At 60.2% G+C, this 17669-nt stretch carries 19 protein-coding genes; 9 read left to right on the top strand and 10 right to left on the bottom strand.

The window, feature by feature from the left end; translation table 11 throughout:
* The first annotated feature begins 185 nt into the window (after window positions 1-185).
* The 5 genes from hisB to hisF are packed head-to-tail and all read left to right on the top strand — an operon-like array spanning window position 186 to window position 3225.
* Window positions 186-779: an imidazoleglycerol-phosphate dehydratase HisB gene (gene hisB, locus ACF8Q6_RS11855; protein ID WP_003255736.1), complete on the top strand. Its 594-nt coding sequence runs from the start codon at window positions 186-188 to the stop codon at window positions 777-779.
* The gene (gene hisH, locus ACF8Q6_RS11850; protein WP_014589369.1) at window positions 780-1418 is read left to right on the top strand and encodes an imidazole glycerol phosphate synthase subunit HisH; all 639 of its coding nucleotides are present in this window, start codon (window positions 780-782) and stop codon (window positions 1416-1418) included.
* A complete protein-coding gene (locus ACF8Q6_RS11845; RefSeq protein ID WP_003255734.1) occupies window positions 1419-1679 on the top strand; it encodes a DUF2164 domain-containing protein in 261 nt (86 codons plus the stop codon).
* A gap of 27 nt (window positions 1680-1706) precedes the next feature.
* Window positions 1707-2444 carry a 1-(5-phosphoribosyl)-5-[(5-phosphoribosylamino)methylideneamino]imidazole-4-carboxamide isomerase gene (gene hisA, locus ACF8Q6_RS11840; protein ID WP_054903415.1) on the top strand — a complete coding sequence of 246 codons (738 nt, stop codon included), beginning with the start codon at window positions 1707-1709 and terminating at the stop codon, window positions 2442-2444.
* A 10-nt stretch (window positions 2445-2454) separates the two neighbouring features.
* Complete coding sequence (hisF, locus tag ACF8Q6_RS11835) at window positions 2455-3225, top strand: imidazole glycerol phosphate synthase subunit HisF (protein ID WP_003255729.1); 771 nt, start codon at window positions 2455-2457, stop codon at window positions 3223-3225.
* 68 nt (window positions 3226-3293) lie between these two features.
* On the opposite strand, the gene ACF8Q6_RS11830 is transcribed toward hisF, so the two are convergent.
* The 4 genes from ACF8Q6_RS11830 to ACF8Q6_RS11815 form a co-directional block, all read right to left on the bottom strand.
* Window positions 3294-3422 (bottom strand): hypothetical protein, encoded by a 129-nt coding sequence (locus tag ACF8Q6_RS11830; protein ID WP_392498832.1) that lies wholly within the window; start codon window positions 3420-3422, stop codon window positions 3294-3296.
* Between the two features lie 73 nt (window positions 3423-3495).
* A complete protein-coding gene (gene choV, locus ACF8Q6_RS11825) occupies window positions 3496-4674 on the bottom strand; it encodes a choline ABC transporter ATP-binding protein (RefSeq protein WP_003255727.1) in 1179 nt (392 codons plus the stop codon).
* Window positions 4671-5519 carry a choline ABC transporter permease subunit gene (gene choW, locus ACF8Q6_RS11820; RefSeq protein WP_172830946.1) on the bottom strand — a complete coding sequence of 283 codons (849 nt, stop codon included), beginning with the start codon at window positions 5517-5519 and terminating at the stop codon, window positions 4671-4673. Before choW ends, choV begins: the two co-directional genes overlap by 4 nt.
* An 81-nt stretch (window positions 5520-5600) precedes the next feature.
* On the bottom strand, window positions 5601-6548 hold the full coding sequence (locus ACF8Q6_RS11815) for a choline ABC transporter substrate-binding protein (RefSeq protein WP_010951661.1): 948 nt from the start codon (window positions 6546-6548) through the stop codon (window positions 5601-5603).
* Window positions 6549-7000: 452 nt separating this feature from the next.
* Here ACF8Q6_RS11815 and ACF8Q6_RS11810 point away from each other — a divergent pair, with 452 nt between their 5' ends.
* Together ACF8Q6_RS11810 and ACF8Q6_RS11805 are read left to right on the top strand one after the other, a co-directional pair.
* Window positions 7001-8377: an L-serine ammonia-lyase gene (locus ACF8Q6_RS11810; RefSeq protein ID WP_392491402.1), complete on the top strand. Its 1377-nt coding sequence runs from the start codon at window positions 7001-7003 to the stop codon at window positions 8375-8377.
* 501 nt (window positions 8378-8878) lie between these two features.
* The gene (locus tag ACF8Q6_RS11805; protein WP_011953240.1) at window positions 8879-9985 is read left to right on the top strand and encodes a GlxA family transcriptional regulator; all 1107 of its coding nucleotides are present in this window, start codon (window positions 8879-8881) and stop codon (window positions 9983-9985) included.
* A 119-nt stretch (window positions 9986-10104) separates the two neighbouring features.
* Here the strand turns inward: ACF8Q6_RS11805 and ACF8Q6_RS11800 are convergent, their stop codons facing one another.
* A complete protein-coding gene (locus tag ACF8Q6_RS11800; protein WP_003255717.1) occupies window positions 10105-10362 on the bottom strand; it encodes a hypothetical protein in 258 nt (85 codons plus the stop codon).
* Between the two features lie 338 nt (window positions 10363-10700).
* Between ACF8Q6_RS11800 and ACF8Q6_RS11795 the strand changes: the two genes are divergently transcribed.
* Window positions 10701-12281, top strand: coding sequence for a zinc-dependent metalloprotease family protein (locus ACF8Q6_RS11795; protein WP_392492691.1), 1581 nt, complete (start codon window positions 10701-10703; stop codon window positions 12279-12281).
* 99 nt (window positions 12282-12380) lie between these two features.
* Here ACF8Q6_RS11795 and ACF8Q6_RS11790 read toward each other — a convergent pair whose 3' ends face one another.
* From ACF8Q6_RS11790 to choX, 4 genes are all read right to left on the bottom strand, one after another.
* Window positions 12381-12851, bottom strand: coding sequence for a thioesterase family protein (locus ACF8Q6_RS11790; RefSeq protein ID WP_392492690.1), 471 nt, complete (start codon window positions 12849-12851; stop codon window positions 12381-12383).
* A gap of 10 nt (window positions 12852-12861) precedes the next feature.
* Window positions 12862-13827, bottom strand: a complete 966-nt coding sequence (locus tag ACF8Q6_RS11785) for an L-carnitine dehydrogenase (protein WP_392492688.1) — start codon at window positions 13825-13827, stop codon at window positions 12862-12864.
* Window positions 13828-13996: 169 nt separating this feature from the next.
* A complete protein-coding gene (locus ACF8Q6_RS11780) occupies window positions 13997-14881 on the bottom strand; it encodes a 3-keto-5-aminohexanoate cleavage protein (RefSeq protein ID WP_392492687.1) in 885 nt (294 codons plus the stop codon).
* Between the two features lie 124 nt (window positions 14882-15005).
* Window positions 15006-15950, bottom strand: a complete 945-nt coding sequence (choX, locus tag ACF8Q6_RS11775; protein WP_392492686.1) for a choline ABC transporter substrate-binding protein — start codon at window positions 15948-15950, stop codon at window positions 15006-15008.
* A 144-nt stretch (window positions 15951-16094) separates the two neighbouring features.
* On the opposite strand from choX, the gene ACF8Q6_RS11770 reads away from it, so the two are divergent.
* Window positions 16095-17042, top strand: coding sequence for a GlxA family transcriptional regulator (locus ACF8Q6_RS11770; protein WP_392492685.1), 948 nt, complete (start codon window positions 16095-16097; stop codon window positions 17040-17042).
* 3 nt (window positions 17043-17045) lie between these two features.
* Here ACF8Q6_RS11770 and ACF8Q6_RS11765 read toward each other — a convergent pair whose 3' ends face one another.
* Window positions 17046-17663, bottom strand: a complete 618-nt coding sequence (locus ACF8Q6_RS11765) for a hypothetical protein (protein ID WP_392492683.1) — start codon at window positions 17661-17663, stop codon at window positions 17046-17048.
* Window positions 17664-17669 lie beyond the last annotated feature (6 nt).

Raw genomic sequence — 17669 nt, 5'->3', positions numbered from 1 at the left:
CCTGTGGGAGCGGCCTTGTGTCGAGATGGGCTGCAAAGCAGCCCCCATTACGCAGTTGTATAGACCTGTAGCAGCATCCAGCCAGCGTAAAACCTGGCCTTGCCATATGTCATCCGCGTTTCAAGCTGGCGCGTTCTGGGCCTATAATGAAACCCTTTTCGCCCAATGATTTTGCGGAGCTGGTGATGGTCGAACGTAAGGCTTCCGTCGAGCGCAATACCCTGGAAACCCAGGTCAAGTGCTCGATCAACCTCGATGGCAGTGGCAAGGCCCGATTCGATATCGGTGTGCCTTTCCTTGAACACATGCTGGACCAGATCGCCCGCCATGGGCTGATCGATCTGGATATCGAGTGCAAGGGTGACACGCATATCGACGATCACCATACCGTCGAAGACGTCGGCATCACCCTGGGCATGGCATTCGCCCAAGCTATCGGTGACAAGAAAGGTATCTTCCGCTACGGCCACGCCTACGTGCCGCTGGACGAAGCGCTGTCACGCGTGGTCATCGACTTCTCTGGCCGCCCAGGCCTGCAGATGCACGTGCCGTATACCCGTGCAAGCGTTGGCGGCTTCGATGTCGACCTGTTCCAGGAGTTTTTCCAGGGCTTCGTCAACCACGCCCTGGTAACCCTGCACATCGACAACCTGCGTGGCCACAACACCCACCACCAGATCGAAACCGTATTCAAGGCGTTCGGCCGTGCCCTGCGCATGGCCATCACCCTCGACGAGCGTATGGCCGGGCAGATGCCTTCCACCAAAGGGTGCCTGTAAATGCAAACGGTAGCCGTAATCGACTATGGCATGGGTAACCTGCACTCGGTGGCCAAGGCGCTTGAGCACGTAGGTGCCGGTAAAGTGCTGGTGACCAGCGATGCCTCAGTGATCCGCGAGGCCGACCGTGTGGTGTTCCCGGGCGTGGGCGCGATTCGCGACTGCATGGCCGAAATCCGCCGTCTGGGCTTCGACAGCCTGGTGCGCGAAGTCAGCCAGGACCGCCCGTTCCTCGGCATCTGCGTCGGTATGCAGGCGCTGCTCGAGCACAGTGAGGAAAACACCGGCGTCGACTGCATTGGGCTGTTCCCTGGCCAGGTGCGCTTTTTCGGCAAAGACCTGCAAGAAGAGGGCGAGCACCTGAAGGTGCCGCACATGGGCTGGAACGAAGTCAGCCAGACCATCGACCACCCGCTGTGGCACGACATCCCTGACCGCGCACGTTTCTACTTCGTGCACAGCTACTACATCAATGCCGGCAAGCCGGGCCAGGTGGTGGGACGCGGTCACTATGGCGTCGACTTCGCCGCAGCGCTGGCCGACGGTTCGCGTTTTGCCGTGCAGTTCCACCCGGAGAAGAGCCATACCCATGGCCTGCAGCTGCTGCAGAACTTCATCGCCTGGGACGGGCGCTGGTAAATGAGCAGGTCGAAGACCAAGGCCCCGACCATCACCCTGGCCCCCGAGCAGGAGCGCGAAGCGCTCGACACCTTGAAGCGTTTTCTCGAAGACCGCTTCGAGCTGCAGTTGGGGTCGTTCGAGGTGGCCGAGGTCCTCGAGCTGTTCAGCAAAGAGATTGCACCCCATTACTACAACAGGGCGATTGCCGATGTTCAGCTGCACCTCAAGGAGCGGTTCGAGAGCATCGAAAGCGACCTGTGGGCACTCGAGAAGCCCTGAAACCCAACAAATAGACAGGTTCCCAAGATGCTGATTATCCCCGCTATCGATCTGAAGGACGGTGCTTGCGTGCGCCTGCGCCAGGGCCGCATGGAAGACTCCACGGTATTTTCCGACGACCCGGTGAGCATGGCTGCCAAGTGGGTCGAGGGTGGCTGCCGCCGCCTGCACCTGGTCGACCTCAACGGCGCCTTCGAAGGCCAGCCGGTCAATGGTGAAGTGGTTACCGCCATCGCCAAGCGCTACCCGAACCTGCCGATCCAGATCGGCGGCGGTATCCGTTCGCTGGAAACCATCGAACACTACGTCAAGGCTGGCGTCAGCTACGTGATCATCGGCACCAAGGCCGTCAAGCAGCCCGAGTTCGTTGCTCAAGCGTGCAAAGCTTTCCCGGGCAAGGTCATCGTCGGCCTGGACGCCAAGGACGGTTTCGTCGCCACCGACGGTTGGGCCGAAGTGAGCTCGGTGCAGGTCATCGACCTGGCCAAGCGTTTCGAGGCCGATGGCGTATCGGCGATCGTCTACACCGACATCGCCAAGGACGGCATGATGCAGGGCTGCAACGTGCCCTTCACCAAGGCACTGGCTGAAGCCACCCGTATCCCGGTGATCGCCTCGGGCGGCATTCACAACCTGGGCGACATCAAGGCGCTGCTGGACGCCAAGGCCCCGGGCATCATCGGCGCCATCACCGGCCGTGCCATCTACGAAGGCACCCTGGATGTCGCTGAGGCCCAGGCCTTCTGTGACAACTACCAAGGCTGAGGACTGAACCATGGCACTGGCCAAGCGCATTATCCCTTGCCTGGACGTGGACAACGGCCGGGTGGTCAAGGGCGTCAAGTTCGAGAACATCCGTGATGCCGGCGACCCGGTGGAAATCGCCCGTCGCTACGACGAGCAAGGTGCTGACGAAATCACCTTTCTCGACATCACCGCCAGCGTCGATGGCCGCGACACCACTTTGCATACCGTCGAGCGCATGGCCAGCCAGGTGTTCATCCCGCTGACGGTAGGGGGTGGCGTGCGGACCGTGCAGGACATCCGCAACCTGCTCAACGCCGGCGCCGACAAGGTCTCGATCAACACCGCCGCAGTGTTCAACCCAGAGTTTGTCGGCGAGGCGGCGGACCGTTTCGGTTCGCAGTGCATCGTTGTCGCCATCGATGCCAAGAAAGTGTCCGGGCCAGGTGAAGCGCCGCGCTGGGAGATTTTCACTCACGGCGGGCGCAAACCGACTGGGCTGGATGCGGTCGAGTGGGCGAAGAAGATGGAAGGCCTGGGCGCTGGCGAGATCTTGCTGACCAGCATGGACCAGGACGGCATGAAGAACGGCTTCGACCTGGGCGTTACCCGCGCTATCAGTGATGCGCTGGGGATTCCGGTGATTGCCTCGGGGGGGGTGGGTAACCTGCAGCACCTGGCAGACGGCATCCTGGAAGGGCATGCCAGCGCGGTGTTGGCGGCCAGCATCTTCCACTTTGGCGAGTACACAGTGCCGGAGGCCAAGGCCTACATGGCTTCGCGCGGGATCGTCGTTCGCTGACAGATTGCCGGGAGGGCTTTGCCCTCCATTCGCGACACAAGGCCGCTCCCACAGGCCGGTGTTCAGCCTCAGCCTAGCGCGGTATCGAGAAACATCATCACCGCAAACCCGCCCACCAACCCCGGGTAATGGAGCTGGGGGCAGTGCTGGGCATCCAGGTCGAGCCGGCGCTGGAAGCACTGAAGGTCGCCGTCCACATCTAAAGCCTGGCACAGGCCTTGTGGGAGCGGCCTTGCGTCGCGAAAGGGCCGCGAAGCGGCCCCCATTGCCTCAACCGTGGTTCTTGCCGAGCAGCGCGTGGTAAAGCTCGGTATCCCCAAGTATCCCCACCACCCTGTCGTTATCCTGCAGCACCAGCTTGTTGCCGGTTTGATAACGAATCTGCAGTGCCTCACGCATGCCGATGTCAGCGTGCACCACGGTCGGCCTGCGTTCCAGCAGCTCCACATCTTGCCCCGGTGCCCATCTCTGCATGTCCAGCCCGTTCTGGCCCTGGCGTGCACGCTTGAGCGCGCCGCCTTCGCCAAGGTCCAGCCACGAATCGATACCTGGGTCCAGGCACACCGAGCCATTGACCCGTTTGCAATTGTCCAGGCTGCGCATCAGGCTGCGCCCGCACAGCACGTTCAGCGGGTTGGTATGGGCGACGAAGGTGCGCACGTATTCGTCGGCCGGGTTCAGCACGATCTCCTCCGGCTTGCTGTACTGGATGATCCGACCGTCTTTCATGATCGCAATGCGGGTACCGAGTTTCAGCGCCTCGTCCAGGTCGTGGCTGACGAACACGATGGTTTTGCTCAGCTTGGCCTGCAGGCCAAGCAGCTCATCTTGCAGGCCCTGGCGGATCAGTGGATCCAGGGCCGAGAACGGTTCGTCCATCAGCAAGATGTCGGCATCCATCGCCAGCGCCCGGGCCAGGCCCACGCGCTGCTGCATGCCGCCAGAAAGCTCATCCGGCTTCTTGTTGCGCCACTGGGTCAGGCCCACCAGCTCAAGCTTCTCGTCGACCAGCTTGCGCCGTTCCTTTTCCGGGCGACCCTGCATTTCCAGGCCAAAGCTGATGTTCTCGCGCACCGTCAGCCAAGGCATCAGGGCAAACTTCTGGAACACCATGGCAATGCGCTTGGTGCGCATCATCTTCAGCTCGGCCGCGGAGCAGTTGGCAATGTCGATGTGCTTGCCTTCGTGCTCGACGAACAACTTGCCACGGCTGACGGTGTTGAGGCCGTTGATGCAGCGCAGCAGGCTCGACTTGCCCGAGCCAGACAAGCCCATCAGCACGCAGATCTCGCCTTTGTTGATATCGAGGTTGGCCTTTTCGACACCCACCACCAGGCCGGTCTGCTTGAGGATCTGCTCGCGGGTCTGGCCTTGGTCCAGCAGCGCCAGTGCCTCGCGCGGCTTGTTGGAGAAGATGACGTCGACGTCTTCGAAACGAATGATGCTCATGCCTCACCCCTTACCGGCAGTTCCGGTTGCTTGCAGATACGGTCGAGCATGATTGCCAGCAGCACGATCGCCAGGCCCGCTTCGAAGCCCAGGGAGATATCGGCGGTGTTCAGTGCGTTGACCACAGGTTTGCCCAGGCCATCAGCGCCAACCAGGGCGGCAATGACCACCATCGACAGCGACAGCATGATGCATTGAGTGACACCGGCAGCGATGCTTGGCATCGCGTGCGGCAGTTCGATACGGGTAAGCAGCTGACGACGCGAGCAGCCAAAGGCCTTGCCGGCGTCCATCAACTCTTGCGGCACGTCGCAGATACCCAGGTAGGTCAGGCGAATGGGCGCGGCGATGGCGAACACCACGGTGGAGATCAGCCCCGGCACCACGCCCAGGCCGAACAGGGTCAGGGTTGGGATCAGGTAGACGAAGGTGGGCACCGTCTGCATCAGGTCGAGCACCGGGCGCATGGCGGTATAGAACATCGGCTTGTGCGCGGCGAGGATGCCCAGTGGCACGCCGATCACCACACATACCACTGTGGCGAAGGTGACCTGCGCCAGGGTCTCCATGGTTTCCTGCCAGTAACCCAGGTTAAGGATCAGCAGGAACGACAGGGCGACGAATGCGGTCAGTGCCCACTTGCGCTGTATGAAATGCGCCAGGGCGGCGAACAGGGCGATAAGCACGAACGGGTTGAAGAAAGTCAGGGCGCTGGTGACGCCATGGATCATGAACTCCAGGCCTTGCGCGATGGCGTCGAAGTAATTCGCGCCGTTCTGGGTCAGCCATTCGACGAACGACGCGATGTACTGGCCCAGGGGTATTTTCTGATCGATAAGCATGATAGCGAGCTTCCACCTGCATAGATTGAAATCAACCCGGGGCAGGCACGGTCCTGCCCCGAGGTAGCGCTACTGCGTAGTTCGTTATTGCGTAAGCTTGGCCTTGACCGCCTCCAGGCCAGGTTTGCCATCCACGGTGGTAACGCCGGCCAGCCAGGCATCCAGCTTCCCTGGGTTGTCCTTGATCCATTTCTTGGCGGCGGCCTCGGGTTTCATCTTGTCGTCCAGGACATAGCCCATCATGGTGCTTTCATCCTTGAGCTCGAACGACAGGTTCTTAAGCAGTTGGCCAACGTTGCTGCATTCCTGCGTATATCCCTTGCGGGTGTTTGTCAGCACGGTCGCCTTGCCGAAGTCGGGGCCGAAGAAGTCGTCCCCGCCGGTCAGGTACTGCATCTTGAAGCGGGTGTTCATCGGGTGTGGCTCCCAGCCCAGGAACACCAATGCCTCGCCGCGTTTCTGCGCGCGGTCAACTTGCGACAGCATGCCCGCCTCGCTGGACTGCACGATCTTGAAACCGGCGTCCTTCAAGCCAAAGGCGTTCTTGTCGATCATGCTCTGGATGGTGCGGTTGCCGTCGTTACCCGGTTCGATGCCGTAGATCTTGCCGTCCAGTTCCTTCTTGAACTTGGGTATGTCGCTGAAATCCTTCAGGCCCTTGTCGTACAGCGCCTGGGGGACTGCCAGGGTGTACTTGGCGTTTTCCAGGTTGGCGCGCACGGTTTCTACCGTGCCGGCATCGCGGTACTGCTTGATGTCGTTCTCCATGGTCGGCATCCAGTTGCCGAGAAACACGTCCAGGTCCTTGCCGGTGGCCAGCGACTTGTAGGTCACCGGTACCGAGATCATGGTGGTGTGGGTTTTGTAACCCAGGGCTTCGAGCACAACGCTGGTGGTCGCGGTCGTGACTGTGATGTCGGTCCAGCCGACATCGGAGAAGCGCACAGTCTGACATTGCTCGGGTTCGGCTGCTTGGGCCAGCAATGGCGCGGACAGTAACGCAACCAGCAACAGCGAGGGTGAACCTTTCATGGATGGACTCCTGAGATATTGTCTTCGGGTTCGCGTGGGTCGCCGGGCTTTCTGAGGGTCCGGTCGACCAGGCCTGCAGAGGGCAGGATGCGTGGCCGTGCTTTACGAGTCGCTTTCGATAATCCTCCAGCGCCGGGCAATCGCCTACTGGTGGGGTCGTATCCAGTACGGAACGGGTCGTATCCAGTATGGGCGATGTCGCTTATGGATTTTTCCACCCCCTCGTACGCATTTTTGCGTCACCAGGCCGCTGGAAAACGGCGCGGTGGGCGCAGTTTCTGGTTGAGAACAGCGCGGCGCTGCTGGACAAAAGTACGTCGGTTGCAGACGGCGAGGTGGGCGGTAAAAGCCCGATGATGCTGGCATTCAAGGCGGCCCGCTGTTTGAGCCTAGCAGCTACCCCGCCCTGCGCATGGCGCGCAGAGACAAGCCCAGCAAGAGGTGATTCGACAATGGCCATCAGCGTGTTCGACCTGTTCAAGATCGGTGTCGGGCCCTCCAGCTCCCACACCGTCGGCCCCATGCGTGCTGGCGCCCTGTTCGTTCAGGGCCTGCGCGAACGCGGTGAGCTGGAGCGTGTAAAACGGATCGAAGTGCGCCTGTATGGCTCGCTGTCGGCCACCGGTATTGGTCATGGCACCGACAACGCCACCATCATGGGCCTGATGGGCGAGTGGCCGGACGCCATTGACCCGACCCAGATCGTGCCGCGTATCGCTGACCTGCGCGAAACCAACACCCTGCAGCTGGATAGCCGCTTGCCCATCGAGTTTATCTGGGCCCGCGACATGCTGCTGCTGGACGAGAACCTGCCGTATCACCCCAACGCCATGACCCTGATTGCCGAAGGCGAGCAGGGTGAGTTGCACCGCGACACCTATTACTCGGTGGGTGGCGGCTTTGTGGTCGATGCAGCCCAAGCCGCCAGCGGTGTGCTGGATGCTGACCAGACAGTGTTGCCGTACGACTTCAACAGCGCCGCCGAACTGCTGCGCCTGTGCAAGCAAAACGACCTCAGCGTGTCGCAATTGATGATGGCCAACGAGAAGGTCTGGCGCAGCGAGGAAGACATCCGCGCTGGCCTGCACAAGCTCTGGGAAGCCATGCAGGAATGCGTCAACAACGGCCTCAAGTACGAGGGCACGCTACCCGGCGGGCTGAACGTGCGCCGCCGTGCCGCCAAGCTGCACCGCAGCCTGCAGGAAATCGGCAAGCCCAACGTGATCGGCTCGACCATGAGTGCCATGGAATGGGTCAACCTGTTCGCCTTGGCGGTCAATGAAGAAAACGCCGCCGGCGGGCGCATGGTGACTGCGCCTACCAACGGCGCGGCAGGCATCATCCCGGCGGTACTGCATTACTACATGCGATTCAGCGATGCGGTGGATGAGTCCAGCGTTGTCGATTACTTCCTGGCTGCCGCCGCTGTGGGCATCCTGTGCAAGAAGAACGCCTCCATCTCTGGCGCCGAAGTGGGCTGCCAGGGGGAAGTCGGCTCGGCCTGCGCGATGGCCGCAGCGGGGCTTGCCGAAGTGCTCGGCGCCACCCCGCCACAGGTTGAGAACGCCGCTGAAATTGCCTTGGAACACAACCTTGGCCTGACCTGCGACCCGGTTGGTGGGTTGGTGCAAGTGCCCTGCATCGAGCGCAACGCGATTGCTGCGGTGAAGGCCATCAACGCGGTGCAGATGGCGTTGCGCGGCGATGGTGAGCACTTCATTTCCCTCGACCAGGTAATCCGCACCATGCGCGATACCGGCGCCGATATGCACGACAAGTACAAAGAGACCTCGCGCGGCGGTCTGGCGGTCAGCGCTATCGAGTGCTGATTTCCTGAACTGACCTTCTGGGCCTCTTCGCGGGCAAGCCCGCTCCTACAGGAACTGTGCAATCCCTGTAGGAGCGGGCTTGCCCGCGAAGAGGCCCTTGAGGCTGATGCAGGTGCAACACAACCGCCTATGCCTCTTTATGGTGCGGTGATGGGCGCCCCGCCTACCGATCGTCGGATGTCGCGATCAGTGTGGGCGTTGTCGGTGACACTTAAGGGTGTCGCTTCTGGGAAACCCACGCGGCGCGTGTCACTAAACTGCTCAACCGTTACAGGCAACGCGCTAGCTCGCCTGTTCTGGACGACTGGCCAACACGATGCAAGCACTTGAAATGCCCAATAAAGGCGTCGTTTTCAGGTTTTTTTGGATGGCCGTTCAAGTTTAGGCACGGCGTTTGCGTTGAGATTGGCAAGCCTACCCCCGGAAAATGACCGAGGGGTCATAACAAGAAGTAAGTGCCCGCCTGAGGCACACCCTGCATTTGTGTGAGGAGAAATCGCGATGACGTCGTACACCTCCGGGAATCCAACCCAGAACCGCACAACACCCCAGTCCATCGGGTTTCTTCTATTGGACAATTTCACCCTGATTTCCCTGGCATCGGCGGTCGAGCCGCTGCGCATGGCCAACCAGCTGTCTGGCCGTGAGCTGTATCGTTGGCACACGCTGACCATCGATGGCGGCCAAGTGTGGGCAAGCGATGGTCTGCAAATCACACCGGATGCCGCCATCAGCAATGCTCCGCCTATCGACACCGTGATTGTCTGTGGTGGTGTTGGCATCCAGCGTTCCGTCACCCGTGAACACGTCACCTGGCTGCAAGCCCAGGCCCGTCAGTCGCGCAGGCTGGGCGCCGTGTGCACCGGCAGTTGGGCACTGGCCTGCGCTGGCCTGCTCGACGGCTTCGATTGCAGCGTGCACTGGGAATGCCTGGCCGCGATGCAGGAAGCCTTCCCGCGGGTGAACATGAGCACCCGCCTGTTCACCCTTGACCGCAACCGCTTCACCAGCTCCGGTGGCACCGCGCCGCTGGACATGATGCTGCACCTGATCAGCCGTGATCACGGCCGCGAGCTGTCGGCGGCGATCTCCGAGATGTTCGTCTACGAGCGTATTCGCAACGAGCAGGACCACCAGCGTGTGCCGCTCAAGCACATGCTTGGCACCAACCAGCCGAAGTTGCAGGAAATCGTCGCGTTGATGGAGGCCAATCTGGAGGAACCGATCGACCTGGACGAACTGGCGGTCTATGTGGCGGTTTCGCGGCGTCAGCTGGAGCGCCTTTTCCAGAAGTACCTGCACTGCTCACCTTCGCGCTACTACCTGAAGTTGCGCCTGATCCGTGCGCGGCAGTTGCTGAAGCAGACGCCGATGTCGATCATCGAAGTGGCATCGGTGTGCGGTTTCGTGTCGACCCCGCACTTCTCCAAGTGCTATCGCGAGTACTTCGGTATTCCGCCGCGTGACGAGCGCGTGGGCTCCAACACCGCGCAGCAGGTGGCCATGATGCCGATTCCGCAGGCCATGACCCTGTCGCCGCACAGCGGGCCGATGGCGGCCCTGAGCCAGGCGCGCAACGAGTCGACATTTGCCAGTGTAAGGCTTTGATACCGCGCCGGCCTCTTCGCGGGCACGCCCGCTCCCACAGGTCACCTGCTGAACCTTAGCCAGAGGTGGCCTGTGGGAACGGGCTTGCCCCGCGAAGGGGCCGGCCCTGGGTAAATGAATTACGCGCGTTTGTTGAACTGCGCCAACGCTGGCAACAGTTGCTTGTCGATGGCCTGGCGCACCGCAGGCAGGATCGTCGCACTGCCGGTGTACATCTGCTCCACCATCCCCTTCAGCGCCCGCGCATTGGGCTCGGTCAGCCCACGAACCACCGCTTCACACGCCTGTTCGGCACTGGCCCCGGCAGGAATATCGAAACCGCGCGCGCGCAGGTGGCCGGCGAGGTCGTCCTGATCAATCAAATCCGCATGCATCATGGCTGTTGTCCCTTTTATCGCTAAGAGAGTGCTGCTGTGATTTACGACCGATTCTGTGACGTGCGCGACAGCCTCGCAAGGACAGAATGCCGCCATGGCTGCTTTGGCTAAGAACAGGTCGTTTACGACTAAATCCCCTGCCAGGCAAGCACGCACACTGAAGCCATTCACGGTACAGAGGGTTTGGTCACCCTCGCTCACGCACAGTGGATGTTGCTCGCTCTTGGCCCCGGTAGCTCACGGCTTTCCGGGGTTATTTTTTTGCAACTGTTATTTATGTCAGTTGTTGGGAATCGATGCCCATGGTCCAGTAAGGCTCCGATATCTGGAGCATGAACATGAACCGGGAACAATTGAAATTCTGCTTGCTAGGTGCTGTGTTTCTTTTTGGCGGATGCACAGCTTCGGACCCTACAAACCATCTCGACAGTTCGGCGGATACGCTGTTTCAGATCAAGCCAGACCAGAACCGCGCTGCCCTTGAGAGGCAGTCGGGTACTGACCAGTATTTGAAGCTTTTGTTGAATGTGGCAGAAGACGCTGAAGTTAAAGAAGTGCAGGTCAAGCCTGGGCTTGTATCGAAAGATACGGCGATGCTATCAATGCCGCTGACTGACGGCCGAACGGTGAGTTTCAAGTTGTCAAGAAGCGATAATGTTGCTTCGGGAATGGTAGGGTGGGTTGGCGATATGCCTTCCAATCGCAGACAACTCTACCCCTCACCTGCGGAAATCGATATGGATCCGCTCAACTGGGTTTCGTTGGTGAGCGACGGCAACCTGGTCGTTGGGGATATCCGGGTGGAGGGGCAGCTCTACCGGTTAACGGCGGTTGGCAAAGGCCAGCAAGTTTTGGTCAAGGTTGATGAATCAAAATTACCACCAGAAGCAGCGCCGATAGCTGTTCCTGTGCAAGCACAGGCAAAAACCAAGTCACTCAGTACGTCTCAGTCGCCAAAAAGCACTATTAGGGTGCTATTCGTTACAACGCAGCAGTCGAGGGCCATGTTTCCGAATTACAAGATCGAATTGGCGCAGGCGTTACAGAACGCCAACCAGTACTTGATCAATAGTAAAGTCGATGCCGTGTACGAGCTGTCGAATATTTACGACTCTGACTACGATGAAACAGGCAAAGAACCCAGTACTCAGCTTAATGATATGATAGCCGATAGACCATTAGGGGCGAAAATTCATATCGAACGTGAAAAAGTGCGCGCCGATCTGGTATCGATGCTTTCCACGTATAGTATTTACTGCGGTATAGCGAAAACGCCAGCGTCCAAGGAGACCGCTTTCTCGTCCTTTAGTTGCTTTGGTGCGTTAGGCCACGAATTAGGACATAACATGGGGGCCTCTCATAACGATGAGGATCCAAGTGAGTACCTATCCCCTTACGCTTATGGCTACAAGCATACGGCGCCAAATTTCCATACGCAGATGCGAACGTCGCATGGTGCCATTCCCTATCATTCAAACCCGCGGTTGCAGTACCAAGGGGTTGCTATGGGTACGGTAGATAAAAATGATGTGGCGCGGACTTTCAATGAAAATCGGGACACTGTTGCCAATTTTTATCCGGACCCTGCTCATCGCGTTCGTTTGCAGTTGTACGGGTCGAACCGGGGTTGTTCCATTCAATTGAACCCGGGTGAAGAAGTGCTGCTCTCATGGTATCCGGAATGCAAGGATAATGATGTCGATCCCGTAGGGGCACAGGTAAAAGACTTCTACAGCGGTTCGACCCCGAGAAAATTATGCTTCTCCAACATTTTATACACAGTAAGGAGCTGCTATACGGGAAGTAACTTTTCTGGGGATTTTGTCATCACGAGTGTGCATTCTGGCGGTGGTAAACCAGAGGGGTTTGAATTTACAAGAAGACTGATAGGGCCAGTCCATAGGGTGTCATACGAGTGATCGTTATGATTGCCCGCTTCTACGCTGTCTGATTGTTGCGAGTGAAGGCGCCAAGGTGCTTCGTATCTATGGAGACCCTGGCGCCGGTTCTCTGGTTATTCAAGCAGGAAGTTTTATCGTACGCCCCATATATTGCGGCGCCTGTGCCCCCTCCTGTTGCTCTACCAAGTGATTCAATCGGCAAACAGTCGTGTGCCCAAAAGGCGCTGACTTCGGCCCCGCAAGGTCCACGTGCAGTAACATCTGCTCGCTTGCCGCCAGTACCTCGTCGAACCCTGCCCGGTGCAGGCTGTGATACACGTGAAGACGCTTGCGATCAAAGCCGAGGATCTGTGTCTGCACCCACACCTCGGTGCCCAGCTTCACCTCGAGCAAATAATTGATATGCGCCTCCAGCGTGAACAGCGAGTTACCGCTTTGCCCGCGGCTATCGGCGTCCAGGCCGATGCGGTCCATCAGAGCATCGGTGGCGTAGCTGAAGATCAGCAGGTAGAAGGCATCGCGAAGGTGCCCGTTGTAATCGACCCAGTCCTCCTGGACCGAGGTGCGGTAGGTGATCAGAGCAGGCATCTTGGTCTCCTTAATCGCTGAACGACATGCCGTGGCGGGCCTTGCTGGACTTCACCGCTTCCAGTACCGCCAGCAGGGTGTCGTCACGGTAGCGCTCCAGTGCAGCGATGCTGCGCTCGCCCTGTTGCTCGGAAGTGCCGCTCACCACATCGTCGATCAGCTTGTCGGTCAGTTCCGGTGCGGGCAGGTAGGTCCAGGGCAGCTTCAGGGCAGGGCCGAACTGTGACATGAAGTGGCGCATGCCGGCATCGCCACCGGCCAGGGTATAGGTAAGGAATGTGCCCATGAACGACCAGCGCAAGCCTGCGCCGAAGCGGATTGCGTCGTCGATTTCGCCCGTGGTGGCAACGCCGTCGTTGACCAGGTGCAAGGCCTCGCGCCAGAGCGCTTCGAGCAGGCGGTCTGCGATGAACCCTGGCACTTCCTTGCGCACATGCAGTGGGCGCATGCCGAGGGCGGTGTAGATGGTTTTGGCAGCTTCAATGGCCTCGGGTGAGGTGCGGCTGCCGCCGACGATCTCCACCAGCGGCAACAGGTACACCGGGTTGAACGGGTGGCCGACAACGCAGCGTTCAGGGTGAGTCGACGATTCGTAGAATTCGCTGGGCAACAGGCCCGAAGTGCTTGAGCCGATGATTGCGTCAGGCTTGGCTGCGGCGCTGATTTTTGCGTGTAGCTCGAGCTTGAGGTCCAGGCGCTCTGGTGCGCTTTCCTGGATGAAATCGGCATTGCGCACGCATTCCTCGATGGTTGCCACGAACTTCAGGCGGTCTTGCGATGCGCCGGGTGCCAGGCCCTGTTTTTCCAGTGCCGGCCAGGCGTTGGCGATACGTTTGCGCAATGCCTGTTCGGCACCTGGCGCCGGGTCCCAGGCCACCACGTCCAGGCCATGGGCCAGGGCGCGGGCAACCCAGCCGCTGCCGATCACGCCGCTACCCAGGGCGGCGAAGGTTTTGATTTCAGTGATAAAGGGCATAGCGAGTCCTCAGGGTAAAACACAGTCATCAGGGTTAATGCCAACCCTGTGGGAGCGGGCATGCCCGCGAACACCGGCGCGGCCGGTGCCATCCATCCATCGCGTTGCCTGCTTCGCGGGCACGCCCGCTCCCACAGGGTCTTCGGCGCGTTTGCGATCGTTGAAAGGATCAGCGGCGCTTGAGGTTCATTTTTTCCCGGCCTTCTGCCGGGCTGAGCACGCGGCCACCCATGCGGGTGATGATCTCGCTTGCGCGTTCCACCAGTTGGCCATTGCTGGCCAGCACGCCACGGTCCAGATACAAGTTGTCTTCCAGGCCCACCCGCACATTGCCGCCGAGCAACACGGCCTGCGCGGCCATGGGCATCTGCATGCGGCCGATGCCGAAGCCGGCCCAGGTGACGTTGGCAGGCAGGTTGTCGACCATGGCCTTCATGGTGGTGGTGTCGGCCGGTGCGCCCCACGGGATGCCGAGGCACAGCTGGAACAACGGGTCTTCGAGCAGGCCTTCCTTCATCATTTGCTTGGCGAACCACAGGTGGCCGGTGTCGAAGATTTCCAGCTCGGCCTTCACCCCCAGTTCGGTAATGCGCTTGGCACCGGCGCGCATTTGGGCCGGGGTGGACACGTAGATCGAGTTGCCGTCACCGAAGTTGAGGGTGCCGCAATCGAGGGTGCAGATTTCCGGCAGCAGCGCTTCGACATGGGCCAGGCGCTCCAGCGGGCCGATCAGGTCGGTGCCCGGGCCGAACGCCAGCGGCGTTTCACCCGGGCCGATTTCCAGGTCGCCGCCCATGCCAGCGGTGAGGTTGACGATGATGTCCACGTCGGCTTCGCGGATACGCTCCATGACCTCGCGGTAGAGGTTTACATCACGGCTGAAACGGCCGGTCTGCGGGTCGCGGACGTGGCAGTGGACCACGGTGGCGCCGGCCTTGGCGGCCTCTACGGCGGATTCGGCGATCTGTTTGGGGGTGACCGGGACCAGGTGGCTTTTCGAGGCGGTGTCGCCGGCGCCGGTGAGGGCGCAGGTGATGATGACGTCGTGGTTCATGGTGCAGTTCCTTGTGAGGTCGGTGTTGGCTTTTTCGCGGGCATGCCCGCTCCCACAGGATCAATGTGAATCCCGAGTGTGGCGCTGTACCTGTGGGAGCGGGCGTGCCCGCGAAAGGGCCCTGTCAGTTGGCGGTAAGCTTGAGGTTGTCCGCAGCCGGCTTGCCATCGAAGGTGGTCACACCCTCAAGCCAGCGCGCCTTGTCCTCGGGGTGGTCCTTGAGCCACTGGCGGGCCGATTCCAGCGCGTCTTTGTGGTCAAGCAGTGGCTGCATCATGCGGCTCTCGTCCTCGGCGCTGAACTTCAGGTTGGCCAGCAGGCGGTGGGCATTGGGGCAGCGTTCGGCATAGTCCGGCGCCGTCACCGTCCACACCGTCGCACGGCCCTCGTCAGGGCCGAGCGCATCCTGGCTGTCACCCAGGTAGGCCATGTCGATGTTCACGTTCATCGGGTGTGGCGCCCAGCCGAAGAACACCACGGCCTCCTTGCGCCGCACCGCGCGGTCGACGGCGGCGAGCATGCCTGCCTCGCTGGACTCGACCAGCTGGAACTTGCCCAGGTCGAACTGGTTCTTGGTGATCATCGCTTTGATCTGCGTGTTGGCGCCGGAACCCGGTTCGATGCCATAAATCTTGCCGCCCAGCTCTTTCTCGAACTTGTGGATGTCGGCGAAGGTCTTCAGGCCCTTGTCGTAGAGGTATTTCGGCACGGCCAAGGTGGCGCGCGCGTCCTCCAGGCTTGGCTTGTCCAGCACCTTGACCTGGTTGGCATCGACGAACGGGGTGATGGTCTGGGTCATGATCGGGTTCCAGTAACCCAGGAACATGTCCAGGCGTTTGTCGCGTACGCCGGCGAAGATGATCTGTTGCGAGGCACTGGTCTGTTTGGTCTGGTACCCCAGGCCGTCGAGCAGTACCTGGGCCATGGCGCTGGTGGCAATGACGTCGGTCCAGTTGACCACGCCAAGGCGCACGTTTTTGCAGGCGGCGGGCTCGGCGGCGAAAAGCGGGGTGGCGACGATGCTGCTCAGGGCAAGGGGCAACAGGCTGCGGCGGATCAAGCTGTGCATGGTGGCTCTCCATCGGCAGTGCATATTGTTATTGAGGGCGGCCTCTGCGGACCGTGTGAATACGCTACGCTGGCGCTACCTTGCCCAAGCGCACGCTAGCGACAGGAATTAGCACCGGGGCGACCAGTTTCTGTGGAGGAGGGGATGATGGAGACGATTGCCTTTCTGTTGGTGCCCGGCTTTTCCGCCATGGGGTTCATTTCGGCGGTGGAGCCACTGCGGGTGGCTAATCGGTTTGGTGGGCAGTTGTACCGGTGGCAGGTGCTTAGCCTGGACGGTGAGGCGGTGCTGGCGAGCAATGGCATGTCGATCAATGCCGATGCCGCCTTGGGGGAGGGGGAGCCGGCCAACATCCTGCTGGTGGTTGCGGGCTTTGAGCCACTGGCCAATGTCGCACCCAAACTGCTGCATGCGTTGCGGCGGCTCAACCACGAAGCGGTCATGCTCGGTGGCATCGACACGGGCGCGATGGTGCTGGCCGAGGCAGGGCTGCTCGAGGGCTACCGGGCGACATTGCATTGGGAGGCGATTGAGGCATTCAAGGAGCGCTATCCAGGCCTTCAAGCCACCCAGGAGCTGTTCGAGATTGACCGCAGCCGTATCACCTGTGCCGGCGGAACGGCCTCGATCGATTTGATGCTGCACCTGATTGCCCAGTCTCACGGCAGCGAACTTGCGGTCAAGGTGTCCGAGCAGTTCGTGCTGGGTCGTATCCGTCAGCGCCAGGACCACCAGCGCATGCAGATCGGTGCGCGTTATGGCATCAGCAACAAGAAGCTGGTCCATGCCATTGGCGAAATGGAAAAACATATCGAGCCACCGCTGACTACGCTGGAACTGGCTGCCGCGATCAAGGTGACACGGCGTCAACTGGAGCGTTTGTTTCGCATGCACCTTGATGCAACACCGAGCGGTTTCTATCTTGGGTTACGGCTGGACAAGGCGCGCCAGCTGTTGGCCCAGACCGACATGTCGGTGACTGAAGTCAGCCTTGCGTGCGGGTTTGAACTGCCATCCTATTTCACGCGGCGCTACAAGCTGAGGTTTGGACGGTGCCCGCGGGAGGAGCGACGGCCAAGCGGTACAAAGTGAGCTTCAATCCAGTTCACGCTCGAGAATGGCCCTTAGCTTTTCGCGATTCCTTGCTTGGAGGTCCTCGCGAAGCGGGGCGAAACCCGCTGCATTGAAGCGTGCACCCAGATGGTCAAAGATCAGGTTCAACTTTCTGGTGGGCTCGACCGGGTCGGTAATGCAGTAGGCATAGAACAGGATCGCAACCGGGACCTGGTCCCCTTCATGGTCCATTTCGATACTGAGATGTGAAGAGGCGTTCATGACGGTGAAGGTACGCGTACCTGCCGATTGCAGAGCGGCTTGAACATTGTCTTCGAGGCTCTTGAACCAAGGTCCTTTCTCGCGGGGCGGGGGGAGATAGCCACTGTAAACATCGCTTAATGCAAGCAAGTGCGGCTCATACACGATGGTTTTATGAGTATGTTCGAACAGGGTGAATTTCAATGATTGCAAGGTGGCGCGAGCGACAGTGAACCATTGCTGAGGCTGGGTTTCCATCGAGTATTTTTCATTGGCCACTGCTTGTGAATAACGCAGGCATAGCTGCAAATCTTCCCATGTATCGAGTGTCAGCCAGGGCGCAGGCTTGATGCTTAGCCGCTCCTCGAATATTCGGGTATCCAGGCTCGTATCAGCCATATGGCA

Origin of the sequence: Pseudomonas sp. GLN_2 (genome assembly GCF_043106005.1) — a bacterium.
Classification (GTDB): Bacteria; Pseudomonadota; Gammaproteobacteria; order Pseudomonadales; family Pseudomonadaceae; genus Aquipseudomonas; species Aquipseudomonas alloputida.
The sequence above is the reverse complement of the archived record's forward strand: the minus strand, read 5'-3'. Positions and strand labels throughout refer to the sequence as shown.